This window comes from Streptomyces vietnamensis, from assembly GCF_000830005.1.
In the GTDB taxonomy this organism is placed as follows: Bacteria; Actinomycetota; Actinomycetes; order Streptomycetales; family Streptomycetaceae; genus Streptomyces; species Streptomyces vietnamensis.
Map to the genome: position 1 here is coordinate 2644244 of NZ_CP010407.1, position 26551 is coordinate 2670794.

At 70.6% G+C, this 26551-nt stretch carries 26 protein-coding genes and 1 tRNA gene; 15 read left to right on the forward strand and 12 right to left on the reverse strand.

The features are described 5' to 3' along the window. The first annotated feature begins 2 nt into the window (after positions 1-2). From SVTN_RS11770 to SVTN_RS11800, 8 genes are all read left to right on the forward strand, one after another. Complete coding sequence (locus SVTN_RS11770; protein ID WP_041129046.1) at positions 3-1361, forward strand: FtsK/SpoIIIE domain-containing protein; 1359 nt, start codon at positions 3-5, stop codon at positions 1359-1361. An 82-nt stretch (positions 1362-1443) separates the two neighbouring features. Then, positions 1444-2151, forward strand: coding sequence for a DUF2637 domain-containing protein (locus tag SVTN_RS11775; RefSeq protein WP_041129047.1), 708 nt, complete (start codon positions 1444-1446; stop codon positions 2149-2151). Positions 2152-2163: 12 nt separating this feature from the next. Then, on the forward strand, positions 2164-2355 hold the full coding sequence (locus tag SVTN_RS11780; RefSeq protein ID WP_017239105.1) for a mobile element transfer protein: 192 nt from the start codon (positions 2164-2166) through the stop codon (positions 2353-2355). A gap of 20 nt (positions 2356-2375) precedes the next feature. Then, positions 2376-2534: a hypothetical protein gene (locus SVTN_RS44780; protein ID WP_099055190.1), complete on the forward strand. Its 159-nt coding sequence runs from the start codon at positions 2376-2378 to the stop codon at positions 2532-2534. A gap of 11 nt (positions 2535-2545) precedes the next feature. Further along, positions 2546-2878, forward strand: coding sequence for a hypothetical protein (locus SVTN_RS11785; RefSeq protein WP_041129048.1), 333 nt, complete (start codon positions 2546-2548; stop codon positions 2876-2878). 88 nt (positions 2879-2966) lie between these two features. After that, complete coding sequence (gene repSA / locus SVTN_RS11790; RefSeq protein WP_052499071.1) at positions 2967-4364, forward strand: replication initiator protein RepSA; 1398 nt, start codon at positions 2967-2969, stop codon at positions 4362-4364. Then, positions 4361-4570, forward strand: coding sequence for an excisionase family DNA-binding protein (locus SVTN_RS11795; protein ID WP_041129049.1), 210 nt, complete (start codon positions 4361-4363; stop codon positions 4568-4570). The genes repSA and SVTN_RS11795 overlap by 4 nt, the downstream gene beginning before the upstream one ends. Then, positions 4570-5706, forward strand: coding sequence for a tyrosine-type recombinase/integrase (locus SVTN_RS11800; protein ID WP_041129050.1), 1137 nt, complete (start codon positions 4570-4572; stop codon positions 5704-5706). Before SVTN_RS11795 ends, SVTN_RS11800 begins: the two co-directional genes overlap by 1 nt. Before the next feature lie 101 nt (positions 5707-5807). On the opposite strand, the gene SVTN_RS11805 is transcribed toward SVTN_RS11800, so the two are convergent. Beyond that, positions 5808-5882, reverse strand: a tRNA-Val gene (locus SVTN_RS11805). Between the two features lie 165 nt (positions 5883-6047). Here SVTN_RS11805 and SVTN_RS11810 point away from each other — a divergent pair. From SVTN_RS11810 to SVTN_RS11825, 4 genes are all read left to right on the forward strand, one after another. Beyond that, complete coding sequence (locus SVTN_RS11810) at positions 6048-6803, forward strand: DUF4097 family beta strand repeat-containing protein (RefSeq protein WP_245727511.1); 756 nt, start codon at positions 6048-6050, stop codon at positions 6801-6803. Between the two features lie 123 nt (positions 6804-6926). Beyond that, positions 6927-8234: a coiled-coil domain-containing protein gene (locus SVTN_RS11815; RefSeq protein ID WP_052499072.1), complete on the forward strand. Its 1308-nt coding sequence runs from the start codon at positions 6927-6929 to the stop codon at positions 8232-8234. Between the two features lie 32 nt (positions 8235-8266). Next, a complete protein-coding gene (locus tag SVTN_RS42015; RefSeq protein WP_041129052.1) occupies positions 8267-8482 on the forward strand; it encodes an FmdB family zinc ribbon protein in 216 nt (71 codons plus the stop codon). A gap of 94 nt (positions 8483-8576) precedes the next feature. Next, positions 8577-9806, forward strand: a complete 1230-nt coding sequence (locus SVTN_RS11825) for an IS701 family transposase (RefSeq protein ID WP_078908110.1) — start codon at positions 8577-8579, stop codon at positions 9804-9806. A gap of 120 nt (positions 9807-9926) precedes the next feature. Here SVTN_RS11825 and SVTN_RS11830 read toward each other — a convergent pair whose 3' ends face one another. The 3 genes from SVTN_RS11830 to SVTN_RS11840 form a co-directional block, all read right to left on the reverse strand. Next, positions 9927-10724: an HAD family hydrolase gene (locus tag SVTN_RS11830; RefSeq protein WP_041133812.1), complete on the reverse strand. Its 798-nt coding sequence runs from the start codon at positions 10722-10724 to the stop codon at positions 9927-9929. 89 nt (positions 10725-10813) lie between these two features. After that, positions 10814-13495, reverse strand: coding sequence for a phosphoribosyltransferase (locus tag SVTN_RS11835; protein WP_041129053.1), 2682 nt, complete (start codon positions 13493-13495; stop codon positions 10814-10816). An 18-nt stretch (positions 13496-13513) separates the two neighbouring features. Further along, positions 13514-14680 (reverse strand): HpcH/HpaI aldolase/citrate lyase family protein, encoded by a 1167-nt coding sequence (locus SVTN_RS11840; RefSeq protein WP_041129054.1) that lies wholly within the window; start codon positions 14678-14680, stop codon positions 13514-13516. Positions 14681-14865: 185 nt separating this feature from the next. Here SVTN_RS11840 and SVTN_RS11845 point away from each other — a divergent pair, with 185 nt between their 5' ends. Then, positions 14866-15810: a TerD family protein gene (locus SVTN_RS11845; protein WP_041129055.1), complete on the forward strand. Its 945-nt coding sequence runs from the start codon at positions 14866-14868 to the stop codon at positions 15808-15810. Positions 15811-15850: 40 nt separating this feature from the next. On the opposite strand, the gene SVTN_RS11850 is transcribed toward SVTN_RS11845, so the two are convergent. The 6 genes from SVTN_RS11850 to SVTN_RS11875 all read right to left on the reverse strand — a co-directional run bounded on the left by SVTN_RS11850 (position 15851) and on the right by SVTN_RS11875 (position 20286). After that, the gene (locus SVTN_RS11850; protein ID WP_041129056.1) at positions 15851-16588 is read right to left on the reverse strand and encodes a TerD family protein; all 738 of its coding nucleotides are present in this window, start codon (positions 16586-16588) and stop codon (positions 15851-15853) included. Between the two features lie 101 nt (positions 16589-16689). Further along, positions 16690-17838 carry a DUF475 domain-containing protein gene (locus SVTN_RS11855; protein WP_041129057.1) on the reverse strand — a complete coding sequence of 383 codons (1149 nt, stop codon included), beginning with the start codon at positions 17836-17838 and terminating at the stop codon, positions 16690-16692. A 28-nt stretch (positions 17839-17866) separates the two neighbouring features. After that, a complete protein-coding gene (locus tag SVTN_RS11860; RefSeq protein WP_041129058.1) occupies positions 17867-18442 on the reverse strand; it encodes a TerD family protein in 576 nt (191 codons plus the stop codon). Positions 18443-18524: 82 nt separating this feature from the next. Then, positions 18525-19100 carry a TerD family protein gene (locus SVTN_RS11865; protein WP_030495317.1) on the reverse strand — a complete coding sequence of 192 codons (576 nt, stop codon included), beginning with the start codon at positions 19098-19100 and terminating at the stop codon, positions 18525-18527. A 160-nt stretch (positions 19101-19260) separates the two neighbouring features. Then, the gene (locus SVTN_RS11870) at positions 19261-19719 is read right to left on the reverse strand and encodes a peroxiredoxin (RefSeq protein WP_041129059.1); all 459 of its coding nucleotides are present in this window, start codon (positions 19717-19719) and stop codon (positions 19261-19263) included. Positions 19720-19863: 144 nt separating this feature from the next. Then, entirely contained in the window at positions 19864-20286 is a 423-nt protein-coding gene (locus SVTN_RS11875) for a DUF3052 domain-containing protein (protein ID WP_041129060.1), read from the reverse strand. 426 nt (positions 20287-20712) lie between these two features. Between SVTN_RS11875 and aceE the strand changes: the two genes are divergently transcribed. Beyond that, positions 20713-23445 carry a pyruvate dehydrogenase (acetyl-transferring), homodimeric type gene (gene aceE, locus SVTN_RS11880; protein ID WP_041129061.1) on the forward strand — a complete coding sequence of 911 codons (2733 nt, stop codon included), beginning with the start codon at positions 20713-20715 and terminating at the stop codon, positions 23443-23445. Between the two features lie 164 nt (positions 23446-23609). Continuing rightward, a complete protein-coding gene (locus SVTN_RS11885; RefSeq protein ID WP_052499073.1) occupies positions 23610-24389 on the forward strand; it encodes a potassium channel family protein in 780 nt (259 codons plus the stop codon). Here the strand turns inward: SVTN_RS11885 and SVTN_RS11890 are convergent. Both SVTN_RS11890 and SVTN_RS11895 read right to left on the reverse strand, forming a co-directional pair. Further along, positions 24370-24774, reverse strand: a complete 405-nt coding sequence (locus SVTN_RS11890) for a peptidase inhibitor family I36 protein (protein ID WP_041129063.1) — start codon at positions 24772-24774, stop codon at positions 24370-24372. The two genes, SVTN_RS11885 and SVTN_RS11890, sit on opposite strands and share 20 nt — an antisense overlap. A gap of 131 nt (positions 24775-24905) precedes the next feature. Beyond that, a complete protein-coding gene (locus SVTN_RS11895) occupies positions 24906-26528 on the reverse strand; it encodes an MFS transporter (RefSeq protein ID WP_041129064.1) in 1623 nt (540 codons plus the stop codon). Positions 26529-26551: the final 23 nt, after the last annotated feature.

Genomic DNA, 26551 nt, shown 5'->3' on the forward strand with positions numbered 1-26551 from the left:
CCATGACCGCCTTAACGGTCACCCTCGCGCTGGTCGCCACGGCCGCGCTGCTGCTGCGGTGGCAGCGTCCGGCCTGGTACTGGATGAGCTTCGGCGTCGTCTTCGCCATGGTGCGGATCCTCGCCCGGTACGCGTCGGTCATGGACGCGTGCGGGCTGACCGTCCCGCCCTCGCGCTGGCGCCTGACGCTGGCTCGGATGACCGGCCGACCCATCCCCGACTCGCGGGCGCCCCGGATCCTGCGGCTGCGGCCGACACGTACCGGGCTCGTACTGCGGGTGAAGCTCCGCCCCGGGCAGGACGCCTTCGACTTCTCCGCCGCCTCCGACCGGCTCCGGCACTCGTTCGTCATGCAGAACGTCACCGCCCGGGAGGTCCGCTCGGGTGTCGTCGAGCTGCGGATGACCGGCTACGACGTCCTCAAGCGGGTCCAGATGCCCGCCGCCGCTGCCCGTGCTGGGGTGATGCGCGTCCCGGTCGCCATGCGGGAGGACGGAGAGGTCTACTACCGCGACTACCGCCAGACCCCGCACGCACTGAATGTCGGTGCCACACAGTCCGGCAAGTCCGTCTATCAGCGCAACCTCGTTGCCGCGCTCGCCCCGCTGGACGTCGCCTTGGTCGGGATCGACTGCAAGCAGGGCGTTGAACTCGCTCCGCTTGCCCGGCGGTTCACTGCCCTGGGCTACAACCCTGACGCCGCCGCCGATCTCCTCGACGCGCTCGTCGAGCACATGGAGGACGTCTACCAACTGATTCGCCGCGAGCAGAGGTTGAGTGCAGACCTGCCGGATGCGGAGATCACCGCCGACATCTGGGACCTGCCCGATCACCTGCGACCGACGCCGATCGTGCTCCTGGTCGATGAGGTCGCCGAACTCGCCCTCTTCGCCACGAAGGAGGAGGAGAAGCGGCGGGACCGGATCATCACCTCCCTCGTACGGCTCGCCCAGCTCGGCCGCGCCGCCGGCATCTACCTGGAGATCTGCGGGCAGCGCTTCGGCTCCGAGCTAGGTAAGGGCATCACGATGCTTCGCGCCCAGCTCACCGGCCGCACCGCTCACCGCGTCAACGACGAGACCTCCGCCAACATGGCCTTCGGCGACATCGCCCCGGACGCCGTCCTCGCCACGGTCCAGATCCGCACCGACCGGCCCGGCACCGCCGTCGCCAGCGACTCCTCCGGTGGGTGGGTCCGCATCCGCACTCCCCATCTCACGCTCCGGCGGGCCGTGAACATCGCGAACTCCCACGCCCACCGCACACCCGAAATCCCCGCGCTGGACGCCTTCCGGCCCGTCCTGCCGCCTCTGGGCAAAGCCGCGGCGCCCTCGGCCGTCACGGCTCCCGCGATCGTCTGAATCCCCCCGTTCCACGGCGGCGTGACCGCGTCACGCCAGGTCCCTACCCCGCCCATGCCCGAAACCGGAAGGAGGACCCCCGATGCGTCCCATCCGCCGACCGGACGCCGTCCTCGTACAAGCCGTGATTGCCGGCGCCCTGTCCTTCGCTCACCTCCACGACCTGGCTGCGGCTGCGGGACAGTCCGGTTGGAAGGCTTGGGCCTACCCAGTCTCCGTGGATCTCCTGCTCGTCGCCGCTTGGCATCGGCTGCGGACCTCGCGGGCCGCCGGTGTGCCTGCCCGCTCGGCCTGGACGTGGTTCATGGTCGCCCTGGCCGCCTCGCTCGGCGCGAACGTCGCCACCGCCGGTCTCCTCGACCTCGGCCACGTTCCCGCCTGGCTGCGCATCCTCGTCGCGGGCTGGCCCGCCCTCGCGTTCCTCGGCGGGACCCTTCTTGTCCACGCCCCCGGGCATCCGGCGGTCGCCCAGCCTGCCGAACCTGACACGGACACCGAGCAGCCCTCGGCCGTGGAAGCGGTCATCGAGCGGGACGACGTGGTCGAGCCGGAGCCGGGGATCGCCGCCGTACCGGCCCTTCCTTCCCTGGAACCGGAGCCGGTCCCGGAACCCGCGCCGGAGCCCGAACCCGCCCCCGTGGCCGTACCGCCGGCGCTCGTCGCTCACGCCCGGAAGGTCGCCGACGACTACCGCGCCCGCACTGGCTACCCGATCGACACCGACACCCTCCGCGCCCGCCTCGGCGTCCCGCCCCTGATGGCCAACGCCATCGCCGCCCAGCTCGCCTGAGGGGAGACCCCCATGGCCCCTCGCGATCACTTCCACTCCGTGATGCGGATCGGCCCGGTGCAGATCGGCACCCACCGCGACCGTCACGGCCGCACCAAGTACGCCGCCGTGTGCACGGCCGACGGCTGCGGCTGGTCCGCCGAGTACTCCAGTTCCTCTGCCGCCCAGCTCGCCGCCCGCACCCATCGCTGCAAGCCCCGCTGACCTCGAAGGAGTCCCGCGTCATGGACGTCCCGCTCTGGCTCGCCCTGATCGTCGTCGGCAGCCTCGGCATCAAACTCATCCGCCCGCCCTGGTGGCTCGTCGCCGTGATCCTCCTCGGCGGCTACCTCCTCGCCGACAGCGTCCTCGCCCCGCTCATCGACACGACGATCAACAAGTAGGGAGAACCGTCATGTTCCAGCCGCGCATCCCGGTCAACCCGCTCCCAACCGGCATCGTCACCCCGCTCGTCCAGCCGACCTTCACCGCCGACATCGCGCCCCACCACACCGCCGACGCGGCGGCCTGCAACCACCACCACGCCCCGGCCCCTGCGCCGTCCTCCGCCGTGCGCCTCACCCCGGCCGGCCTGGCTGTCGTCGTCGCCGGCGGCGCCGGAGCCGTCCTGGTCGTCGGCGCGGTCCTGGTCTCCATGCTCCTCGCCGTCGCCGTCAGCGCTGCCTCGGTCGCCGTGTGCGCCGTGGTCCTGCGCTCGCTCCTCAACGGCCAGCAGCGGCGCCGCTAGTCGGGCCTCCGGGCAGCTCAACCGCCAAGTCTCCGCCGCCCGGAAGCCCCGCTCCCACCCAGCTCGCAGAACCAGAAGGAAGCACTCCATGATGACCGTCCCAGCCGCCTCGTCGGTGGGATTTGACACCGCCACCCTGGGCGACATGCTCCGGGTGGCCGGATCCCCCGGCTTCGACCGCTGGAAGGAGCAGATCCACCGCACCGGCGGCTGCTCCCACCCCATCCACCTCCAGGGCTGGACCCTCACCCGGGACAAGACCACCGGCGAGACCCTCCACCGGTACTCCACCGACACCGAACCGGGGACACGCCTCCGGATCGCCTGCGGCAACCGCCGGGCCTCCCGCTGCCCCGCCTGCGCCTGGACGTACGCGGGCGACACGTACCATCTCATCCGCGCTGGCCTCGCCGGAGACGACCGCCGGGACATCCCCGCCACCGTCCGCGATCACCCCCGCGTCTTCCTCACCCTCACCGCCCCGTCCTTCGGACCGGTCCACAACCGTCCCGACATCCGGCCCTGTCGCTGCGGCGTCCGCCACGCCAAGGACGACACCGCCCTCGGCATTCCGCTCGACCCCGAGTCGTACGACTACGCCGCCGCCGTCCTCTTCAACAACCACGCCGGGCAGCTCTGGCAGCGATTCACGAACCGCCTCCGCCGGGAGATCGCCGCCGCGGCCGGCCTCTCGCAGCGTGAGCTGAAGAAGGTCGCCCGGGTCTCGTACGGGAAGGTCGCCGAGTTCCAGAAGCGGGGCGCCGTCCACTTCCACGCCGTCGTCCGCCTCGACGGCCCGGACGGTCCCGACTCCCCGCCGCCGTCGTGGGCAACCACCGAGAGCCTCACCGACGCCATCCGCGCCGCCGCCACCCACGCGTACACGACTGTCACCGTCACCGCCGCTGGCAACCAACCCGCCCGCCGTCTCCGCTGGGGCACCCAGCTCGACATCCGCCCCGTCAAAGCCTTCGGCGACGGCTCCGACATCACCGAACAGGCCGTCGCCTCCTACATCGCCAAGTACGCCACCAAAGCCGCCGAGACCACCGGCAGCCTCAACCGCCGCGTCGGCAACCGTGAAGCCCTGGTCCTCCTCGACGTCCCCGACCACACCCGCCGCCTCGCCGAAGCCTGCTTCGACCTAGACCCGCTCTACCCCGACCGCCGTCTCCTCGCCTGGGCCCACATGCTCGGCTTCCGCGGCCACTTCTCCACCAAGTCCCGCCAGTACTCCACCACCCTGGGCGAGCTCCGCCAGACCCGCGCCGACTACCGCGCCGCCCAGGAACGCACCGCCCGCGGCCTCGACGACATCGAGCCGGACACCGTCCTCGTCCTCACCTCCTGGACCTACGCCGGCCAAGGCCACTCCCCCGGTGAGGCCGCCCTCGCCGCCACCATCGCCCGGGACATCCAGCTCAACCGTGAGACCGCCCGCGAAGCCCTACGCGACCAACTCGCCCTGGAGGGAGCACCCGCATGACCGACCGACTGCTGACCGTGGGCCAGGCCGCCGAACTCCTCGGCACCACCGAGAGGTTTCCGCGTCGGCTCATCGCCGAGCGCCGGATCACCTTCGTCAAGGTGGGACGGCATGTCCGCATTCCTGAGCGGGCCTTGGAGGAGTTCGTCGTCGCCCACACCGTCCAGCCGATCACCACTCATCGCCGATTCGCGGCGGTGGCCTGATGGCGAACAGCAAAGGCAAGCGGCGACGCTTCGGTGCGGTGCGCAAGCTGCCCTCCGGGCGGTTCCAGGCCCGCTATCAGGGGCCGGACGGGCTGACGCGATCAGCTCCCGAGACGTTCGCATCGCAGACCGATGCTGATCGGTGGCTCGTCCGCAAGGAAGCAGAAATCATCGACGGCCGTTGGAGGAACCCGGACGACAAGGTTCTGTTCGGGGTCTACGCCAACGCATGGTTCAAGGAGCGCGACTACGCGGCCACCACCCGCGAACGCAACGGCAGCGCGCTGCGCCTCCACATCCTGCCGACCTTCGCTGACGTGGTCCTGAGTGAGATCACCACACCCCAGATCCGCCGCTGGCGTGCCGGCCTCCTGGAGTCGGGTGTCGGTGAACCGACGGTCGCCAAGGCGTACCAGATCCTCCGCGCCATCATGAACACCGCGGTCGACGACGAACTGATCCAGCGCAACCCCTGCCGAATCAAGGGCGCCGGAGCGGCCAGGACGGCGGAGCGGCCGTTCCTCGACGTCACCGAGGTCTTCCAACTCGCCGACGCCGTGCCGGCGCGCTTCCGGGTGTTCATTCTGCTGGCGGCCTTCACCGGCCTCCGCTTCGGGGAGCTCGCCGCGCTTCAGCACCACGACGTCGACCTCGACCGGCGCACCGTCGCCGTACGGCGTTCTCTGGCCGAGACCCGCACCGACGGCATTCTGATCAAGACGCCCAAGAGCGCGGCCGGTGTGCGTACCGTCGCCTTCCCGGCCTCGCTGGCGGAGAGCCTCGCCGCTCACCTCGCCGTCTACGCCGAGCCGGATCGGACCGGGCTGATCTTCACCGGAGCTCGCGGCGGGCAGCTGCGCCGGAACAACTTCCGCCGGCTGTGGCTGCGGGCCCTGAAGGACACCGGCCTCCGCGACGTCCACTTTCACGATCTGCGCCACACCGGGAACACCCTCGCCGCGACCGGCGGCGCCACGACGCGTGAGCTGATGCAGCGGATGGGGCACTCGTCGGTGCGGGCCGCGCTGATCTATCAGCACCTGGTGAACGGGCGTGACCATGCCATCGCCGCTCACGTCGACGAGCAGATCAGGAAGGTCCGGCCAGCCGAGACCGACGACGCATCTGGCACGTAACTGGCACGACACCTCTCCCCCGCCTCCCCCGCCCGGGGAACGAACAAGGCCCAGGTTCCCGGTTCAGTACCGGTGACCTGGGCCTTTGTCGTGCTACCTGCTGGTGGGCGCGGACGGTTTCGAACCGCCGACATCTGCTTTGTAAGAGCAGCGCTCTACCCCTGAGCTACGCACCCGTGGAAGAGGCAACAGCCTACATGGCCGAGGGGTGGGGGTCGTAATCCGATGTCTCTCCGGGGGGTAGCCCCACCCTCGGGACGGTGGGTTGCCTGATCGTGACCGGGGGTGGCGGGGGCGTAGCGTCGGGGGATCGTCGCGTCGTTTCTGGGGGAATGATCGTCATGGCCGTAGGTCGCCCGGTCCGTGTGCTGCTCGTTTCCGGGATCGCCGTGCTCGCGCTCGCGGGGTGCGGGGCGGATGTCGAGGGGGCGCCGGTGGAGCGGAGGACGTTCGCGTTCGACGGTGGTTCGCTCACCGTCGACGCGGACGACTCCGATCTGGTGATCATGCCCGCCGACGTCGACGGCGTGCGGGTGGAGCGGCAGGTCGACGGGTGGGTGTTCATGGGGTCCGGGCCCGAGGCGAGCTGGAAGCTGGTGGACGGGCGGCTCACCTTGCGGGTGGGCTGCGATGCGGTTGCCACCAGCTGCTCGGCCGTGCACCGGATCCAGGTGCCCCGTGGTGTCGCCGTCACCGTCGAGGACGACAACGGGGACGTCACCGCCGAGGGCTTCACCACGCCCCTCAAGGTGCGGTCCGACGACGGGGACATCCACGTGCGGAAGGTCAGCGGGGGGCTCGATCTCGGGAGTCAGGACGGGGATGTGAGCGTCGAGGATTCCGTTCGGTCGCCCGCCGTCGCCGTCCGGTCCGACGACGGGGACGTACGCGTCACCCTCGCCGCCGTCCCCCGCAAGGTCGACGTCGTCACCAAGGACGGTGACGTCACCGTGACCGTGCCCAAGGCCGAGTACGAGGTGTCCGGCGCCAGCGACGACGGTGACGTTCGTGTGGATGTGCCCCGCCGCGACGGGAGCGGGAACGTGGTGAGCCTGCGCAGTGACGATGGGGACGTCACGGTGCGGACAGTGAACTGACCGGGCCGTGTGTTCGTCCTTACCGGGTGGGAGAATGAACCGGACCGGGCACGGCGGACACAGCACGGGGAGTAGTAGGTGGCGGCGAGCGACGCTAGGGGCACATCGGCGCCCAGTTTCTCCGTGTTCCGGTTGGCTGTCGCGCTGCCGTTGCTCGTAGGTGCGCTGGTGCCGCACGCTTTCGCCGGGGGCGGGACTCGTCGCTGGTTCGGTGGGCGTGGGGAAGGACAGCGGGCCGAGGCCCAGGCCGCCAAAGATGCCGCCGCGGCCGCCTTCTACGAGCTCGACACCGCCCAGCGCGGGCTCCGCATCTCCATCGAGACGATCACCGCCGTCGACAGTTCACCGGAGGCCCGTCGCGCCGTCGAGGGCTTCGAAGCGCTGGGGCGGCGGATCGATGAGGTCAGTCATTCCTATATCGCCGCCGTTGACGCGCATGATCTCGATCGGGACGAGCTCGATGCCGGTACCGCTTCGCGTGCCCGTGCCGAGCTGACCCGCGCCAAAGAAGAGCTCGACCGCGTCAAAGGCGAGTTGGATCGGTTCGAGGAGGGGCTCGCCTCTCTCCTCGGGCGCGCCGAGACGCAGCTCGCCCGGCTCGCCCCCGCCGTCGAGCGCGCCCGGCAGGCACTGCGGGGTGCGAGCGGTGCCCTGGACGCAGTACGCGAGAGTGGGCTGCGTGCCGATGATCTGGCCGCGCGGCTCGCCGCGCTCGGGCCCGAGCTGACCCTCCTCAACGAGGGTGCCGGCCGCCACGGCGTCCCCGAGACGCTGCAGCGCGCCGACCGGGTGCTGCGGGACGCCGAGGCCGTACGCGCCGAGGCCGAGCGGCTGCCCGAGCGGGCCGCCGAGATCGACAAGCGCCTCGTGTCGCTGCGTACCCGCACCGAGGCGCTCACCACCCGCGCCGGGGGCGTCGAGCCCGTCCTCTCCGAGCTGCGGCGGCGGTACTCGGCCGCCTGCTGGCAGGACCTCCAGCACGTGCCGGAGCAGGCCGTCGTGACCCTCCGGCAGGCCGAGGAGCGGCTCGCCGAGGCCGGAAAGGCGCGGGCCGAGCAGCGCTGGCCCGACGCGACCTCCCTGCTCTCCACCGTCCGCGCCCTGCTCGACTCGACCGACGAGGCCGTCTCGGCCGCCGGAGACCGGCTGCGCCGCCTGGACGCCGTCGCGAAGGACCCGAAGGCGGAGATCGACCGCACCCGGTTCGCGGTACGGGACGCCCAGCGGCTCGCGATGGCCGGACGGAACACCCCCGACCCCCGGCACGCCCGGCCCCTCGACGACGCCGTCGCCCGCCTCGACCGGGCCGTGGACGGTCTGGAGGGCCGCCACCCGGATTATTGGCACTTCCTGACCGAGCTGGAGGGCGTCCGCGCCACCGCCGCCCACGTCGTCGGTCAGATCCGGGAGGAGCGGGGGGCCGGCCACTGATGCGCCGCCCAACCCGCCGTTAGCCTGGTGCCATGCCTCGTTACGAATACCGCTGCCGCACCTGCGGCGACACCTTCGAGCTCAGCCGTCCCATGGCCGAGTCCTCCGCTCCCGCCGCCTGCCCCGCCGGGCATGACGACACCGTGAAGCTGCTGTCCGCTGTCGCCGTGGGAGGAAGCAGCTCCGCCGCCCCCGCGCAGGGCGGTGGCGGCGGCGGTGGCTGCTGTGGTGGGGGCTGCTGCGGCTGACCCCTGGGCCTGTCCGGCCCTGATCCGCCGGACAGGCTCTAGTAGTGCTTCGTTACGTCGAGTGATCTCGCCTGGTGGTGGGCATCTCCCGGTCATGAGGCTTGGGGAGGTGGAACGGCTCCGGGATGAGTTGTCGGAGTTCGTTGCCGATGTGTTCGCCTCGTTGCCGCGGCGGGATCAGCGCCGGTGGGGCGGGTGTTATCTGCGGGGTCTGATGCTGGACGGCCGGCGGAAGTCGATCCAGCCGATGGCCGAGCGGCTGCCGGACGGGAACATGCAGGCCCTGCAGCAGTTCGTGAACCAGTCGCCGTGGGATCCGCTACCGGTGCGGCGGCGGATCGCCGAGCGGTTGAGCGAGGCGATCCGGCCTGAGGTGTGGGTGATCGACGATGTGTCGTTCCCCAAGTGCGGCACCGCTTCGGTGGGGGTGGCCCGGCAGTACTGCGGAGCGTTGGGCAAGCGGGCGAACTGCCAGGTCGCCGTCAGCGTGCACGCGGCCACCGACACCGCATCGTGCCCGCTCGACTGGGAACTGTTTCTGCCCGAGGACTGGGCGGCCGATCACGTACGACGTCAGCGTGCCGGGATTCCCGACGAGGTCGGGCACGTCTCGAAGCCCTACTTGGCTCTGGGACTGTTGGACCGGATGGCCGAGCAGGGTCTCGCGGTGCCGGTGATCGTGGCCGATGCCGGTTACGGCCGAAGCGTGGGTTTCCGCCTCGCTTTGGAGGAACGCGGCTGGTCCTATGTCATAGCGGTGGATCCGAAGGAAGTCGCCCGCCCGGCCGCGGCCGACCCGTTCCAGCCCGCCTACGGCGGTCTGGGGCCGCCCACGCTGCCCCGCTACCGAGAGCCGGCCCGGCCCCTGACCTCGTTCGTCACCCCGGACACCTCGTTCCAACAAGTCGCCTGGCGGCAGGGCAGCAAGGGCCTGATGACCTCCCGCTTCGCCGTGATCGAAGTCCGGCCGTCGGGCAAGGAAGCCTGCCGCACCGCCCAGGAACAGGCCGGTGGACGCAACCGCTGGGACGGTGTTCTCCCGTTGAAGACCCTGCTGGTCGAACAGCCGGCGGATGCCGCCGGGCCGACCGGTTTCTGGATGACCGACCTGCCCGCCACCACACCCGTCACCGACCTGGTCCGCTGGGCGAAGATGCGCTGGCGCATCGAACACGACTACCGCGAGCTCAAGCACGGCCTGGGCCTGGACCACTTCGAGGGCCGGACCTGGCGCGGCTGGCACCATCACGTCACCCTCGTCACCGCCGCCCAGGCCTTCCTCACCCTGCGGCGCCTCGACCCAAAAGCACGCACGCCGGCCTGACCCTCTACCAGGTCCTCGACGCCCTTCAGGACCTGCTGCAGTGCTGGACCGGCACCTGCACCACCTGCGGCCGACGCCTGCCCCGCAACACAACCAGACTCAGAACCTAACGAAGCACTACTAGACCGCTGCCGCGGCTCTGAAGCGGCGGAGGATCTCCTCGCCCGCCGCCACCCCGCGCTCCGCGAGGACGTCGAGGTGCGGGGCCGTCCAGTCGCTGTCGGCCAGTTCGCCGTGGCCCGGGCGCCAGGCCCGGTCCGCGGCGAGCAGCAGGTCGGCGTCGAGGAGCGAGTCCCCCGCCGCCAGGGTGAGCGTCGCGCCCGTGCGGCGGGCGACCTCGCGGACGGCCGCGCTCTTGGTGAGCGGCTTCGGCACGGCGTACACCTTGCGGCCCTGCAGCGAGACGGTCCAGCCGCGGTCCCCCGCCCAGCTGCCGAAACGGTCCAGCCAGTCCTCGGGGAGCCGCTCCCGCTCGACGACGAGGTACGCGAAGAGGTCCTCGGCCACCCGGTGCTTGCGCACCCAGGACAGGTCCGTGGTGGCGGTGAGGTAGGCGCGGATCTCGGAGAGCGGCGCGCATTCGTCGGCCAGCCTGCGGACGACGGACTCGTGCCAGTCTCGGTCGGAGACGCCGTCGACGAGGATGTGCCCGCCGTTCGCGCAGATCGCGTACGCCGGTGCGGTGCCCGGGAGCTGGATGCGCTGGTACTGCTTGCGCGTCCGTGTCGTCGTCGGCACGAAGACCGTTTCGGCGGTCAGCCGTGCGAGGAGGTCGGCCGCGTCCTCGGTCATGTACGAGAGCGGCTTGGACTCGTGGACCTCGACGCAGAGCAGCCGGGGCGCCTGGGCGTCCGGCATGCCGAGGGCCAGGGCCGCGGTCGAGTAGATGAGGGTGCGGTCGAGGTCGCTCGCCACCAGCGTCTTCGTGCTCGTGCTCGTGCTCGTGCTCGTGCTCGTACTTGTACCTGTGCTCGTGCTTGCACTCGTGCTCGTGCTCGTGGGCGTGGTCACTGGGACACCACCGTCTTTCCGTCGGCGCCTGTCGCACCCCTCGTGTACTGAGGGTGGATCAGGCCCACGCAGCTGTACGGGAGTTCGTCGACCTCCTCGACCGGGACGCCGCGCTGCTCGGCGAGCAGCCGCACGTGCGCGAGGTCCGCGTCCGCGCCCCGCTTGGCCAGGATCTTCCAGGGGACCCGGCGCAGCAGCACGCGCGTGGTCTCGCCGACGCCCGGCTTGACCAGGTTGACGTCGTGGATGCCGTACTCCTCGCTGATCCGCTCGACGGCCGCCCAGCCTTCCCAGGTGGGGGTGCGGTCGGCGGCCAGGAGCTCCTTGACGTCCGTGTCGACGGTCGCGGCGACCTCGTCGAAGCGGGCGGCGACGGCGTCGAGGAAGGCCACGGAGACGTCGGCCCCGGCCAGTTCGCGGTAGAACTTGGCGCCGTGGAAGTCGTTCGGTCCGACCAGGTCGGAGCGGAGGACCGTACGCGATATCAGGCCGGAGACCGTGGAGTTGAGGCAGGCGGAGGGGATGAGGAAGTCCTCACGGGTGCCGTAGGTGCGGACGCAGGAGCCGGGGTCGGCGAGGACCGCGATCTCCGGGTCGAAGCCGTCGAACTCCTTGAACTCCTTGATCGCTTCCGCGAGTTCGCGCGTGATGGCGCCCTTGCCCGTCCAGCCGTCGACGAACACGACGTCGGCCGGGTCGTGGTGGGCGGCGAGCCAGCGCAGCGCGTTGGCGTCGATGCCGCGGCCGCGCACGATGGAGACGGCGTAGTGCGGGAGGTCGAGGCCGTGGCGGGCCTGCGCCCAGCGGCGCATGAGGACGCCGACGGGGGTGCCGGCCCGGGCGAGGGAGACGAGGACCGGGCGGGCGGAGCGTTCGGCGAGGACGGTCTCCGTGACCGTGCCGACGGCGCGGGCGATGCGGGCCGCCGAGCTCTCCAGGGCCGCGTGGAAGAGCTGCTGGTAGCGCTCGCTGGGCTGGTACTCGACGGGGAGCGACTCGGCGTAGTGGGCGCCGCCGCTCTGGATGGCCTCCTCGCGTTCCTCGGTGGGGGCCTCGAGTTCGACGTCCGAGAGGTCCTGGAGCAGCCAGCCGACCTCTTCGGGTGCGTAGGAGGAGAAGGCGGGGCCGCGGAGGGGCTCGGGCAGCATGGAGCTCCTTTCGGGAGCTTCGGGAGCTTCGGTCACTTCGGTGGCGCGGACCGTGGGGGTGTAGGACGGGACCACCGCGAGCACGACGCGCGGGATGTGCGCGGCGAGCTGGGCGAGCAGGCCGTCCGGGGCGTGCAGGGCCGGGGTGTCGGCGGCGGAGTCGACGACGAGGACGACGGCGTCGAAGCCGGCGCCCGCGACGTTGTAGGCGTAGCGCTCGCCGGGGCCGTCGGCGGGGTCGTCGTGGGCGGGGAAGACGAGCCGGGTGCGTATCGCGTAGCCGGGGTCGTCGACGGCGAGGACGGGCGAGCGGGTGGTGGTGGAGTAGCGGACGTCGTGACCGGCGTCTTCGAGGGCGGTGCTGAGGCGCAGCGGCGCGTACATCAACTCCTCGAAGCCGAGGACGAGCACGCGGGGCCCGTGCCCTGCTGCGGGCTGCTGGGCACGGGCCTTCGGGGCGGCCGGGGCGGGCAGGGCCTTGGTGACCGGTGCAGGCAGGGCCTTGGCGGCCGGCGCGGGCAGGGCCTTGGCAGCCAGGGCGGGCAGGACCTCGGCGGCCGGTACGGGCAAGGCCTCGGCGACCGGCGCGGGCAGGGCCTCGGCGGCCAGGGCAGGCAGGGCCTCGGCGGCCGGGGCGGGCAGGGCCTCGGCGGCCGGGGCGGGCAGGGCCTTGGCGATCGCCTCCGCCATGCCCGGCAGGGCCTCCTCCAGGCGTTCCCGGTGCTCGGACGTGAAGCCGTGGCGGCCGCCGTCGGGCAGCCCGCCGGGCCAGCCGAGTTCCACCCGTACGGGTGCCTCGCGCGGCGCGCGCGGGGAGGGTACGGGGGCGGGGGCCTCGTGTTCCGTCACCAGGGCCTGGCCCTTCTCCAGGACCCCGGCCGGGAGGCGGACCGCGCCGGCGGCGCCGGCGATCAGGTCGACACGGGCGCCGATCTCCGTCGCGAAGGCGTCCAGGCGGCCGAGGTCGGCGGCGGAGCGCATGTCGACGAGGGCCACGACGACGTACCGCTCGCGCGGATAGCGCTCGTGCAGGGCGCGGATGGTGTTGAGAACCGTGTTGCCCGTCGAGAACTCGTCGTCGACGAGGACCAGCGGGCCGTCGCCGGCGAGGAGCTTCGGGTCCTCCGGCAGCAGCAGGTGCGAGGTGGCGTGGGAGTGGGACTCCTCGAAGCCGCCCGCGCGGGCGACGCCGGCCACCGGGCGGCGGGTGGAGTGGAGGTACGGGGCGGGGCCGAGGCCGTCGGCGACGGCGTGCCCGAGGGCGGTGGCCGTCTCCGCGTACCCGAGGACGACGGACCGGGCGGCCTCCTCGTCGCCGAGGAGTTCGCGGACGCGCCGGCCGAGGCCGAGGCCGGAGCCGTACACGACGGAGGGGCGCTGCGGCACGTGCTTGCCGAGCACGCTGGAGACCAGCAGGTGCGCGCGCTTGGGGTTGCGACGCAGTGCGAGGCCCAGCAGGGCCGGCAGCTCCTCGTCGCCGATCAGTTCGACGCCCAGCCGCTCCGCGACCCACGTTCCGGTCCACACCACGTCGTCGACGTCCCTTCGTCAGCTGCCGGCCAGGCCGGCGGTGAGCAGATCCACGAAGCCGACGTCCTCCTTCGCGACGCCGAAGACCTCGGCGCGCAGGAGGGTGCGCTCGGCCCACGCGCGATGCGGCTTCACCTCGTTCATCTTGTTCGTGTAGGCGGAGCGGAGCACTCCGCCGCCGTCCCGCTCGGGCCGCAGGATGTCCTGGGCGTCGCTCCACTCCTCGTGGCTGACGACGGAGAGGGCGTGCACCGGCACCACGTGGGTGGGGTGGATGCAGGTCTTGCCGAGCAGGCCGTTGGCCCGGTCGAGTTCGATCTCGCGCAGCAGGCCGTCGAGGTCGTGCTCGATGAGCGCCGTGCGCAGGTCCTCGGCGCGGCCCTCCAGGAAGGGGCTGCGGCGCAGCTGCGGCTTGAACATGCGCTCGCCGGGGCGGAAGTACTCCCAGACGGGTCCGGTGACGGTGAAGCCGGTGCCGTCGGAGCGGCCGAGGACGTTGACGACGTCGGCGATGACGCTCGCGACGATCTTGATGTCGTAGGCGGTCATGTCGGGCGAGCGGCGCAGCCCGTAGGCGGAGCAGAAGTCGGTGACGCCGAGGCGGAGGGCGAGGACGCGGTCGCGGTACTTGTCGGTGATCGAGGCGATCCCGGCGAGGGTCTCGGCCCGGGTCTCCAGGTGGAGGAGCTCGGGGGACTCGAGGACGGGCATGGCGAAGAGGCGCCTGCCGCTCGTCCGCTCGGCCTGGGTGAGCGCTTCGAGGAAGGCGTGGCCGCGGTTCTCGGTGAACTTGGGGAGCACGAATCCGGACAGCAGGCTCACGGAGGCGCCGAGGCGGTCGACGAGGTCGGTGATCTGGTGCGGTTCGCGGACCCGGATGAAGAGCAGGGGTACGTCGGAGCCGTCGGCGGCGAGGTCGGCGAAGTGCCGGACGAGGTTGGCCTCGCCCGCCTCGACGTCGGCGTCGCTGATCGAATCCTCCAGGCAGAGGACCATGGAGACCACTCCGCGGCCGGCCTGTTTGCGCACGGCGTCGGCGAGCCGGGGCCGGGTGGCCGGGCTGTAGAGGGTGGCGCCCAGGGCCACGGCGAGCGTGCGTGCGGGCGAGTCGGCCGTGAAGTCGACCGGCTCCTGGTGGAACAACCCGGTCCGCACCGCGGACGGGATGTGCCCGAAATGACGCATGTAAGTCCCCCGTCTGCCTCTCCGGGCCTGATGACATGTGGCCGGTAATAGTACGTAGGTACGGGTGTCCTTAGTTCCTTCCCCGCATGAAATTCAGGTAACTCGTCAGCATCCGTCACCCCGTCCCGGTATCGGTGGTGCCCCCGCGTTGTCCGCGGGTCGGGCGGGAGGGCAGGATTGCGGTCATGACGCACGCGATGCTGAAGGGCTCCAACGTCCCTCTCGACACCGCGGCCGTACGGGCCGTGCTCCGCTGGACCCCGGGCCCCGGGGTCCCCGACGTGGATGCCTCGGCCCTGCTCCTCGGGCCCTCCGGGCGCGTGCGGTCCGACGAGGACTTCGTCTTCTACAACCAGCCGCGCCACCCCTCGGGGCTGGTGCGGCGGCTGCCGAAGAAGCGGGTCTCCGAGGGTCTGACGGACACCGTGGAGGCCGATCTCGCCGGGCTCGACGTCTCGGTCGACCGGGTGGTGATCGCGGCCTCCTCCGACGGCGGCACCTTCCGGTCCGTCTCCGACCTGCGGATCCTGCTGTACGACGCGGTGGCGGGGGCGGAGCGCGAGCCGCTGGCGCTGTTCGACGTGACGGCGGAGACCGGCGAGGAGACGGCGGTCATCTGCGGCGAGCTGTACCGGCGCGGGGACGGCTGGAAGTTCCGCGCGGTGGGCCAGGGCTATCCGACGGGGCTCGTGGGCCTCGCCACGGACTTCGGCATCTCGGTCGACGAGGACGCCGCGCAGGAGGCCGCCCAGGGTGCGGCCCAGGGGACCGCGCAGAGTGCCGCCCAGGGCGCTTCCCAGGACGCCCAGGGCTCCGTCGGCGGCGGTTCCGGGTTCCCGGAGGCCGCGCCGGCCACCGGCTCCCCCACCGCGGGTTCCCCGGCCACCGTCTCCCCCGCCGGCGGCTCGCACGACCCCGACCTCGATCGGACCGTGGTCCACACCCCGGTGCCGCCGCAGCCGACCGTGCCGCCCGTGCCGGACCGGGCGCCCGCCTACGGCTACCCGCAGCAGCCCGTGAACGCCCCGGCCCCCGCGTACGGCTACCCGCAGCCGGTGCCCGCCCCCGAGCAGAACCCGGCACCGGAGTTCCGCATGCCGCCGATGGGTCCCCAGTTCGTCGGCTCGTGAGGCCCTGGGGCCTGTCTGACCATGCGCGTCGGATCAGGCCCTACGCCTTCGTCTTGTAGCCGCGTCCCCACTGGAGTCCCCAGCCGTACAGCCGGTCCAGTTCGGCCTGGAAGCCGTACACGAACCGCACCTCGCGGCGGACGGTCAGCTCGCCCTTGACGTTCTCCATGGAGAAGACGGCACAGGAGCGGGCCTGTGGGGCGCGCTCGTCGAGTTCGATCTCGATCCGGGGGCCGTTGCTCGGGTAGAGCGTGACCTTGGCGTGCGTGCGGTCGAAGGCGGGCGTCTGGTCGTAGATGTACGCGAAGAACAGCAGCCGCTTGATCTCGTCCCGGTGGTCCAGGTTGACGAAGATCGTCTCGCCCGAGGAGCCTCCGAAGCGGTCGTCGCCGCTCAGCTTCACGTACGGGGCGGCGTTGAGGTCGCCGAAGAAGCCGCCGAGCGGCTGTACGACGCCCTTGCTGCCGTCCTTGAGCTCGTAGAGGCAGCCCAGGTCGAGGTCGACGTTGACCATGCCCTGGGTGTGGGCTTGGACGACCTCGGGCTTGAAGAGCTGGGCGGGGTTCCGCAGCAGCCGCCCGCTCTGGCGGGAGCGACCCTCGATGTCGGAGGTCCGCATCCGCCAGGAGAGGTTCACCCGGAGGTTGCCGGTGGCGGCGCCCTGCTGGGTGAGCGAGACGGTCGGGCGCCGTTTCGTCAGGTCGATCGCGTTCGACGCGGCGCTGCCCGAGTCGAAATGCGCCGCCCTCCCCGGAAACAGGTTGTCCCAGAAGGCCATGTCGCCTTCACCCCCCACTGTCGTCACACCGTGCACATGCCTGCGGGGCGGCCGGATTCACCGGCCGCCCCGCAGTGAAGCATTCCTCGCTGCCGGGGGTGTCACACCCCGGACGGCACCTCGGTCTTGTCGTCCGAGGAGCCGGAGCCGCCCTCGGCCGCCGCGAGCGCCTTGTTGCGACGGACGGAGGACCAGAAGGACCAGGCGATGAGGAGGACACCGATGGAGCCGGTGATGACCTCGGGGATCTCGTACTGGATGGTGACCATGAGGAGCACGGCCAGGGCGCCGATCGCGTAGTGCGCGCCGTGCTCCAGGTAGACGTAGTCGTCGAGGGTGCCCTGGCGGACCAGGTAGACCGTCAGGGACCGGACGTACATGGCGCCGACGCCGAGGCCGAGCGCCATCAGGACGATGTCGTTGGTGATGGCGAAGGCGCCGATGACACCGTCGAAGGAGAAGGAGGCGTCGAGGACCTCCAGGTAGAGGAACATGAAGAAGGCGGCCTTGCCGGCCAGCTGGACCACGGTGACCTTCTTGCCGCTGCGCTTGGCCTCTTCCTCGGCCTCGTGCTCGCGCTCCTCTTCCTCCTCCAGCTTGTTCTCGAAGTAGCCCGAGAGGCCGCCGACGACGAGGTACGTGATGAGGCCGGCGATGCCGGAGATCAGGACCGTCTGCGCCTTGTCGACGTGCGCGCCGCCGTGCTGGTGGGCGTGGGTCGCGAAGGTCATCGAGGTGATCAGCAGGACGACGAGGGCGATGCAGACCGACAGCATGTCGACCTTGCCGAGCTTGGCCAGCGGGCGCTCGATCCAGCGCAGCCACTGGATGTCACGCTCCTCGAAGATGAAGTCGAGGAAGATCATCAGCAGGAACATGCCACCGAAGGCGGCGATCGACGGGTGCGCGTCGGTCACCAGTTCCTGGTACCTGTCCGCGTCGTTGAGCGCGAGGTCGACGGCCTCGATGGGGCCGATCTTCGCGCTGATGGCGACGATCACGACGGGGAAGACGAGGCGCATGCCGAAGACGGCGATGAGCACACCGACCGTGAGGAAGATCTTCTGCCAGAAGGCATTCATCTTCTGCAGGATTCCGGCGTTGACCACCGCGTTGTCGAACGACAGGGAGATCTCGAGGACGCAGAGGATCGCGACGATCCCGAACGCCTCCCACCCCCCGTAGAGCACGGCCACGGCCAGGCCGATCACAGTGATCGCGAACGACCAGCCGAAGGTTTTCAGAATCACTGTCTACCCCATCGTGAAATTACAGGCTTTACGAAACGTTGACCCCGAAGTCTAGAGCGATGCCCCGGAGCCCGGAGGCGTACCCCTGTCCCACCGCCCGGAACTTCCATTCGCCGTTGTAGCGGTAGAGCTCGCCGAAGATCATCGCGGTCTCCGTGGAGGCGTCCTCCGAGAGGTCGTACCGGGCGAGTTCCTGACCGTCCAGCTGGTTCACGACGCGAATGAACGCATTGCTGACCTGGCCGAAGCTCTGGCCGCGGTTGTCGGCGTCGTGGATCGACACCGGAAAGACGATCTTGTCGCAGTGGGCCGGCACCTTGGTGAGGTCCACGATGAGGGACTCGTCGTCCCCGTCACCCTCGCCGGTGAGGTTGTCGCCGGTGTGTTCGACGGAGCCCTCGGGGCTGCGGAGCTGGTTGTAGAAGACGAAGTACTCGTCCCCGAGCACCCGGCCGGCCTGGCACAGCAGGGCGCTGGCATCGAGGTCGAAGGGGGCTCCGGTGGTGGAGCGCGCGTCCCAGCCGAGCCCTACGAGGACCTGGGTGAGGTTGGGTGCGGCCTTGGACAGGGAGACGTTGCCCCCCTTGGCGAGCGTGACGCCCATGATTCGGTTCCTCCCCGGTGGTGATGAGGCACGTCCGGCGCCGCACGCGAGGTGCGACGCCGGACGGTTCGAACGGTTCGACTCAGACGTTGACGCCGAAGTCCTGCGCGATGCCGCGCAGACCCGAGGCGTACCCCTGGCCGACGGCGCGGAACTTCCACTCCGCACCGTGGCGGTACAGCTCGCCGAAGACCATCGCGGTCTCGGTCGAGGCGTCCTCGGAGAGGTCGTACCGGGCGATCTCGGCGCCGCCGGCCTGGTTCACGACGCGGATGAACGCGTTGCGCACCTGGCCGAAGGACTGCTGGCGGTTCTCGGCGTCGTAGATCGACACCGGGAAGACGATCTTGGCCACGTCGGCCGGAACGCCGGCCAGGTTGACCTTGACCTGCTCGTCGTCGCCCTCGCCCTCGCCGGTGAGGTTGTCACCGGTGTGCTCGACCGAGCCGTCGGCGCTCTTCAGGTTGTTGAAGAAGACGAAGTCCTGGTCGTTGCGCACCTTGCCGGCCTCGCTCACCAGGATGGCGCTGGCGTCGAGGTCGAAGTCCGTACCGGTGGTGGTGCGGACGTCCCAGCCCAGACCGACGGTCACGGCGGTGAGGCCAGGGGCCTCCTTGGTCAGCGAGACGTTGCCGCCCTTGCTGAGGCTGACTCCCACGAGTCCCTCCATAGGTTTCCAGGGGCAGCGCCCCCAGTCGTGCGTTGGCATCGGATCAACGACTGGATCCTAGTGACGGGTTCCCGGTCGAAACAGTCGATTCGCCCGGTGATTCCCCGGTGATTCCGAGGGTGTCGGCCCCGTCCCGGTCCCGCGGCGCTCAGAGGGCTTCGAGGGCCTTGACGTAATCGCCGAGGTCGCGGGCGTCCGACAGGGCGTTCACGACGGTCCAGCGGACGATGCCGTCCTTGTCGATGACGAAGGTGCCGCGGACCGCGCAGCCCTTGTCCTCGTCGAAGACGCCGTACGCCCGGGAGGCCTCGCCGTGCGGCCAGAAGTCGGAGAGCAGCGGGAACTCCAGGTCCTCCTGGTCGCCGAAGACGCGGAGGGTGTGGATGGAGTCGTTGGAGACGGCGAGGAGCTGGGTGTCGTCGTTGACGAACACCGGCAGGTTGTCGCGGAGCTCGCGCAGTTCACCGGTGCAGACGCCGGTGAAGGCGAAGGGGTAGAAGAGCAGCACCACGTTCTTCTCGCCGCGGAAGTCGGAGAGCCGCACGGTCCGGCCGTGGTTGTCCTTGAGCTCGAATTCCGGGGCCTTGGTGCCGACCTCGATCGCCATCGCGTACGCGTCCCTTCCGACGGGGCCCGGGCCTTGGCCTCATCGCCTTGGGCCGTATCGGTGAACCCGGGCGGATCCCACCCTACGGCCTGCGCACGAAAGCCCCCGCCGACGGACCGGCGGGGGCTTCTCGCAGCGTGATGATCAGCGCTTGGGGGCGACCAGGCGGGCGCCCGCCCAGTCCTTGGCGACGCTGATGCTCTTGGTCTGGGAGAGACCAGCGGTCTGCGCGGCATCGTTGATGTCGGACGGCTCGATGTAGCCGTCACGGCCCGTCTTCGGCGTCAGCAGCCAGATCACGCCGCCGTCCTCCAGAAGACCGATGGAGTCCACCAGGGCGTCGGTGAGATCGCCGTCCTCGTCACGGAACCAGAGCACGACGGCGTCGGCGACGTCGTCGTAGTCCTCGTCCACGAGGTCCTGGCCGATGATGGACTCGATGCCTTCACGGAGATCGTGGTCGACGTCGTCGTCGTAGCCGATCTCCTGGACCACCTGTCCGGGCTCGAACCCCAGCCTGACGGCCGGGTTGGTCCGCTCCTCCGCGTGGTCCGCGGTCGCGCTCACGGCTTGCCTCCTGCTCATTCGGAAAATGCTGTGGGCCACGCGTATGCGCGTGGCGCTGGCCGTAGTCCACACGTGCCGGGGCGGATCGCGCAAGTACCGGGCCGCCGAGACCGCCGAAACGGTGACGTTTGGGGCCGTCTCGCCGCAACTTCCGGCATCGTCGGACCCTCCTTCGCGATCAGGCACACATGGTTGGTCCCGGTTTATGGACTTCTGCCGTTTCAGTCTGCCGAACGCCCGGACGAAACGCATGCGCGGGTTGGGCGTAAGGTTGCGATTTGAGCGCACCCGGACATCTGGAGGGCAGGCGAGGCACCCCGGGGGTTACCCCTCGGTAAATGTGACGTCCGGCGTCGGTGGGGTACACGATGGACATCCTGACCAGCCCGTGGCCCCGTGGGCGCCCCCGAACAGCGAAGGAAGAGCGTGGCTCCCGGATCCGATCGCAACCCGATCATCATTGGCGGCCTTCCCAGCCAGGTCCCGGATTTCGACCCGGAAGAGACCCAGGAATGGCTCGACTCCCTCGACGCGGCCGTCGACGAGCGGGGCCGTGAGCGGGCCCGCTACCTCATGCTCCGACTGATCGAGCGGGCCCGCGAGAAGCGCGTGGCCGTGCCCGAGATGCGCAGCACGGACTACGTCAACACCATCGCCACCAAGGACGAGCCGTTCTTCCCCGGCAACGAGGAGATCGAGCGCAAGGTCCTCAACGCCACCCGGTGGAACGCGGCGGTGATGGTCTCGCGCGCCCAGCGCCCGGGCATCGGCGTCGGCGGCCACATCGCGACCTTCGCCTCCTCGGCCTCGCTGTACGACGTCGGCTTCAACCACTTCTTCCGCGGCAAGGACGAGGGCGACGGCGGCGACCAGATCTTCTTCCAGGGACACGCCTCCCCCGGCATCTACGCCCGCGCCTACCTCCTCGACCGGCTGAACGAGACCCAGCTCGACGCCTTCCGCCAGGAGAAGTCGAAGTTCCCGAACGGCCTTTCGTCGTACCCGCACCCTCGGCTGATGCCGGACTTCTGGGAGTTCCCGACCGTGTCGATGGGCCTCGGCCCGCTCGGCGCGATCTACCAGGCGCGGATGAACCGGTACATGGAGGCGCGCGGCATCGCCGACACCTCCAAGTCGCACGTCTGGGCGTTCCTCGGCGACGGCGAGATGGACGAGGTCGAGTCGCTCGGCCAGCTCTCCATCGCCGCCCGCGAGGGTCTGGACAACCTCACCTTCGTCGTCAACTGCAACCTCCAGCGGCTCGACGGCCCGGTCCGCGGCAACGGCAAGATCATCCAGGAACTGGAGTCGATCTTCCGGGGCAACGGCTGGAACGTCATCAAGCTGATCTGGGACCGCTCCTGGGACCCGCTGCTCGCGCAGGACCGCGACGGCATCCTGGTGAACAAGCTGAACACCACCCCGGACGGCCAGTTCCAGACGTACGCCACGGAGACCGGCGGCTACATCCGGGACCACTTCTTCGGCGACGACCACCGGCTGCGGGCGATGGTCGAGGGCATGTCGGACCAGCAGGTCCTGCACCTCGGCCGCGGCGGTCACGACCACAAGAAGATCTACGCGGCCTACGCGGCGGCGAAGGCCCACGCGGGCCAGCCGACCGTGATCCTCGCGCAGACCGTCAAGGGCTGGACGCTGGGCCCGAACTTCGAGGGCCGCAACGCGACCCACCAGATGAAGAAGCTGACGGTCGACGACCTCAAGCGCTTCCGGGACCGGCTGCACATCCCGGTGACGGACAAGCAGTTGGAGGAGGGCCTGCCGCCGTACTACCACCCGGGCCGGGACTCCGAGGAGATCCAGTACATGCACGACCGCCGCAAGGCGCTGGGCGGGTACGTCCCCACCCGTGTCGTGCGGGCGAAGCCGCTGGTCCTCCCCGACGACAAGGTCTACGCGGCGGCCAAGAAGGGCTCGGGGCAGCAGTCGATCGCCACCACGATGGCCTTCGTCCGCATCCTGAAGGACCTCATGCGGGACAAGGAGATCGGCAAGCGCTTCGTGCTGATCGCCCCCGACGAGTACCGCACCTTCGGCATGGACGCGTTCTTCCCGAGCGCCAAGATCTACAACCCGCTGGGCCAGCAGTACGAGGCGGTGGACCGTGAACTCCTCCTCGCCTACAAGGAGTCGCCGACCGGCCAGATGCTGCACGACGGCATCTCCGAGGCCGGCTGCACGGCCTCGCTGATCGCCGCCGGATCGGCGTACGCCACGCACGGCGAGCCGCTGATCCCGGTGTACGTCTTCTACTCGATGTTCGGTTTCCAGCGGACCGGCGACCAGTTCTGGCAGATGTCCGACCAGCTGGCGCGCGGCTTCGTCCTCGGCGCCACGGCCGGCCGGACGACGCTGACCGGTGAGGGCCTCCAGCACGCGGACGGCCACTCGCACCTCCTCGCCTCGACCAACCCGGCCTGCATCGCCTACGACCCGGCGTTCGGCTTCGAGATCGCGCACATCGTCAAGGACGGTCTGCGCCGGATGTACGGCCCCGAGGCCGAGGACGTCTTCTACTACCTGACCGTCTACAACGAGCCGATCCAGCACCCGGCCGAGCCCGAGAACGTGGACGTGGAGGGCATCCTCCAGGGCATCCACCGCTTCAAGGCGGGCGAGGCGGGCACGATCCCGGCGCAGATCATGGCCTCGGGCGTCGCCGTGCCGTGGGCGATCGAGGCGCAGCGGATCCTCGCCGAGGAGTGGAACGTCAAGGCCGACGTCTGGTCCGCGACCTCCTGGACCGAGCTGCGCCGCGAGGCCGTGGCCGTGGAGGAGCACAACCTGCTCCACCCGGACGAGGAGCAGCGCGTCCCGTACGTGACGCGCAAGCTCCAGGGCGCCGAGGGCCCGTTCGTCGCGGTCTCGGACTGGATGCGCACGGTGCCGGACCAGATCTCCCGCTGGGTGCCCGGCCCGTACACCTCGCTGGGCGCGGACGGCTTCGGCTTCGCGGACACGCGCGGTGCGGCCCGCCGCTACTTCCACATCGACGCGCAGTCGATCGTGCTCGCCGTGCTGACCGAGCTCGCCCGTGACGGCAAGATCGAGCGCTCGGCCCTGAAGCAGGCCGTGGACCGCTACCAGCTGCTCGACGTGACGGCCGCCGACCCGGGCGCCGCAGGCGGCGACGCCTGACGGCAACGGCTGGTGGGGCTCGCTTCGGGCGGTGGTCCGTTTCGGGCGGCAGCTCGCTTCGGGCGGTAGCTCGTTTCGGCCGGTAGTTCGTTCCGGCCGGTGAGGGCGGTGGGACGCGGTCCCGCCGCCCTTCGCCATTCCCTCCATTCCCTACGATGCCGGTCATGCCCGTCATGAAGCTTCGCTGGGAGGAGCGCACCCAGACGCCGCTCCTGGTGCTCGCGGTCGCGTTCGGCATCGCCTACGCGGTGCCGATCGTGGCTCCCGGCGCCGAGCCGTGGGTGCACCGGCTGTGCACCCACGTCGAGTGGGTCGTCTGGGGTGCCTTCGCGCTCGACTATCTCGTCCGTCTCGGGCTGGCCCCGGAGCGCTGGCGCTTCGTGCGCGGCCATCCGCTGGACCTGCTCGCGGTGATACTGCCGATGGTGCAGCCGCTGCGGCTGCTGCGGGTGGTCTCCACGCTCCTCCTCGTGGGCCGGCGGGCCCGGATGGCCCCGCAGATAACGCTCACCACCTATGTGGCGGGCGCGGTGGTCGGGCTGATGATGTTCGGCTCGCTGGCCGTGCTGCACGTCGAGCGGGACGCCCCGAACGGCAACATCAAGACGCTCGGGGACGCGGTGTGGTGGTCGTTCACCACGATGACCACGGTCGGCTACGGCGATCACGCCCCGACCACGGGTCTCGGCCGGATCCTCGCGGTGGGCCTGATGCTCTCGGGCATCGCCCTGCTCGGTGTCGTCACGGCCAACATCGCGGCCTGGTTCATCTCCCGCTTCGACCGCGACGACGCGGTGGAGCGCCGGCAGACGGAGCTCCTGGAGGCGCTCACCCTGGAGGTCCGCGAGCTGCGCGCGGAGGTCGCCCGCCTCTCGGCCCCGCCGGAACCACCAGGACCGAACGAGCCGCGTGACGTCCCCTCGCCTACCGCTCCCAGAGCTTGAACGCTCTGACCTCGTAGGCCGTCTGCGGCACCCAGGTCCCCCGCCCCGGATACGTCTCGAACTCCCCCGCCTCCGCGCACTCGGCCGACTGGTAGGTGGTGACCGGCCGCCCCGTGCGGTTCGCGAGGGACTGCGCCGAGGTGCCCGGCGGCAGGGCGATACAGCTGTCGATGTCGGTCGTGGCCAGCTCGTGCGTCCACGGCCTGCCCTTGAAGTCGGGCTTGGGCCAGAGGCAGAGCCGGCCGGGCCCGCAGGCCCCGAGGGCGGTCCCGGGCGGCGCGGCCACCGGTACGGCCAGTGCCGCCGGTGCCGCCGGTGCCACCGCGAGGGCGGACAGGAGGAGGGCCGTGACGGCCGCGCCGGTGAGGACGGTCTTCGTATACATGCTGGCGAACCCCCGCTTCGTTACTCTCTGTAATCACGAGAATGGCGGAGCTCTCCCGGCAACGGAAGAGGGGCCGCCCCCGTTCACGCGAACGGGTGACGGCCCCCTACGGGAACCCCGAGGAACGGGCGTCAGATGTGACCGCCCATGCCGCCCGCCTCCGCGTTCTCGCCGCGCTTGGTGAGCGTGGCGACGAGGGCCGCGACGACGGCGACGCCGCCGGCGACGGTGAAGGCCAGGCCCATGCCGTCGAGGAAGGTGTCGTGGATGACGCCGGTGATCTGCTGGAGGAGACCGGGGGTCATCCCCGGCGCCTGGGCCAGCTCGGGCGGGGCCATGCCGAACTCAGCGGCCTGCTCCAGGCGCGGGTCGGCCGGGACCGGGATGCCGGCCTCCTTCCAGTTCCCCGCGAAGGAGTCGGCGACCTTGGAGGACATGACGGCGCCGAGCACCGCCGTGCCGAGCGCGCCGCCGACCTGCATGGCGGCCTGCTGCAGACCGCCGGCCACGCCGGAGAGCTCGAGGGGCGCGTTGCCGACGATGACCTCGGTGGCGCCCACCATCACCGGGGCGAGGCCGAGGCCGAGCAGGGCGAACCAGAGGGACATGGTGAGGGTGCCGGTGCCGGCGGTGAGCGTGATCATGCCGAACATCGCGACGGCCGTGCAGACCATGCCGCCGACGAGCGGCACGCGCGGCCCGAACTTGGTGATCAGCGCGCCGGCCAGCGGCGAGGAGACGATCATCATCGCGGTCAGCGGCAGCAGGTGCAGACCGGCGTCGACCGGGCCGAGCCCCTTCACGCCCTGGAGGTAGAAGGTCACGAAGAAGAGGCCGCCCATGAAGGCGAAGGCCATCAGGACCATCAGCACCACGCCGGCCGAGAGCGGCACGGAGCGGAACATGCCCAGCGGGATCAACGGCTCCTTGACCTTGGTCTCCCAGAAGGCGAAGACCGCGAACAGGAACAGCGCGCCGATCAGGCAGCCCCAGGTCTTGCCGCTGGACCAGCCCCAGGACTCGCCGGCCTTGATGAGGCTCCAGACGAGGGAGGCCATGGCGCCGGAGAGCAGCAGGATGCCGAGGACGTCGAAGGAGCGCGGCGCGTTCTCGGCGCGGTGGTCCTTGAGGATCAGCAGGCCGAGGACGAGCGCGACGACGCCCACCGGCACGTTGATGAAGAAGACGGACTGCCAGTTGACGTGCTCCACGAGGAAGCCGCCGAGGATCGGGCCGCCGGCCGTGGACGCGCCGATGACCATGCCCCAGATGCCGATCGCCATGTTCAGCTTCTCGGCGGGGAAGGTGGCGCGCAGCAGGCCGAGCGCGGCCGGCATCAGCAGGGCGCCGAAGAGGCCCTGCAGGACGCGGAAGGCGATCACGGCCCCGATGGAGTGCGACAGGCCGATCGCGCCGGAGGCGCCGGCGAAGCCGGCGATGCCGATGAGGAAGGTCTGCCGGTGGCCGAAGCGGTCACCGAGCTTGCCGGCGGTGATCAGGGCGACGGCGAGCGCGAGCAGGTAGCCGTTGGTGATCCACTGGACCTGGGCGAGGCTGGCGTCGAGTTCGTCCTTGATGGCGGGGTTGGCGATGGCGACGATCGTGCCGTCGAGCGCGACCATCATCACGCCCACGGCGACGCCGAACAGGGTCAGCCAGGGGTGGCCGCGCAGTCCCTTCGCCGGGACCGGTACGGGTTCCCGGACGTCCCCCTGACCCTGCGGGGCCTTTTCCACGGTGGTCTGACTAGTCATGGGAAAGAGGCTAGTGACAGCCA

Bases quoted from the DNA above. Each gene is read 5' to 3' on its own strand.
- SVTN_RS11770 (WP_041129046.1), top strand. From the start codon at position 3: ATGACCGCCTTAACGGTCACCCTCGCGCTGGTCGCCACGGCCGCGCTG.
- SVTN_RS11775 (WP_041129047.1), top strand. From the start codon at position 1,444: ATGCGTCCCATCCGCCGACCGGACGCCGTCCTCGTACAAGCCGTGATT.
- SVTN_RS11780 (WP_017239105.1), top strand. From the start codon at position 2,164: ATGGCCCCTCGCGATCACTTCCACTCCGTGATGCGGATCGGCCCGGTG.
- SVTN_RS44780 (WP_099055190.1), top strand. From the start codon at position 2,376: ATGGACGTCCCGCTCTGGCTCGCCCTGATCGTCGTCGGCAGCCTCGGC.
- SVTN_RS11785 (WP_041129048.1), top strand. From the start codon at position 2,546: ATGTTCCAGCCGCGCATCCCGGTCAACCCGCTCCCAACCGGCATCGTC.
- repSA (WP_052499071.1), top strand. From the start codon at position 2,967: ATGATGACCGTCCCAGCCGCCTCGTCGGTGGGATTTGACACCGCCACC.
- SVTN_RS11795 (WP_041129049.1), top strand. From the start codon at position 4,361: ATGACCGACCGACTGCTGACCGTGGGCCAGGCCGCCGAACTCCTCGGC.
- SVTN_RS11800 (WP_041129050.1), top strand. From the start codon at position 4,570: ATGGCGAACAGCAAAGGCAAGCGGCGACGCTTCGGTGCGGTGCGCAAG.
- SVTN_RS11810 (WP_245727511.1), top strand. From the start codon at position 6,048: ATGGCCGTAGGTCGCCCGGTCCGTGTGCTGCTCGTTTCCGGGATCGCC.
- SVTN_RS42015 (WP_041129052.1), top strand. From the start codon at position 8,267: ATGCCTCGTTACGAATACCGCTGCCGCACCTGCGGCGACACCTTCGAG.
- SVTN_RS11825 (WP_078908110.1), top strand. From the start codon at position 8,577: ATGAGGCTTGGGGAGGTGGAACGGCTCCGGGATGAGTTGTCGGAGTTC.
- SVTN_RS11840 (WP_041129054.1), bottom strand. From the start codon at position 14,680: ATGCGTCATTTCGGGCACATCCCGTCCGCGGTGCGGACCGGGTTGTTC.
- SVTN_RS11845 (WP_041129055.1), top strand. From the start codon at position 14,866: ATGACGCACGCGATGCTGAAGGGCTCCAACGTCCCTCTCGACACCGCG.
- SVTN_RS11850 (WP_041129056.1), bottom strand. From the start codon at position 16,588: ATGGCCTTCTGGGACAACCTGTTTCCGGGGAGGGCGGCGCATTTCGAC.
- SVTN_RS11860 (WP_041129058.1), bottom strand. From the start codon at position 18,442: ATGGGCGTCACGCTCGCCAAGGGGGGCAACGTCTCCCTGTCCAAGGCC.
- SVTN_RS11870 (WP_041129059.1), bottom strand. From the start codon at position 19,719: ATGGCGATCGAGGTCGGCACCAAGGCCCCGGAATTCGAGCTCAAGGAC.
- SVTN_RS11885 (WP_052499073.1), top strand. From the start codon at position 23,610: ATGCCCGTCATGAAGCTTCGCTGGGAGGAGCGCACCCAGACGCCGCTC.
- SVTN_RS11890 (WP_041129063.1), bottom strand. From the start codon at position 24,774: ATGTATACGAAGACCGTCCTCACCGGCGCGGCCGTCACGGCCCTCCTC.
- SVTN_RS11895 (WP_041129064.1), bottom strand. From the start codon at position 26,528: ATGACTAGTCAGACCACCGTGGAAAAGGCCCCGCAGGGTCAGGGGGAC.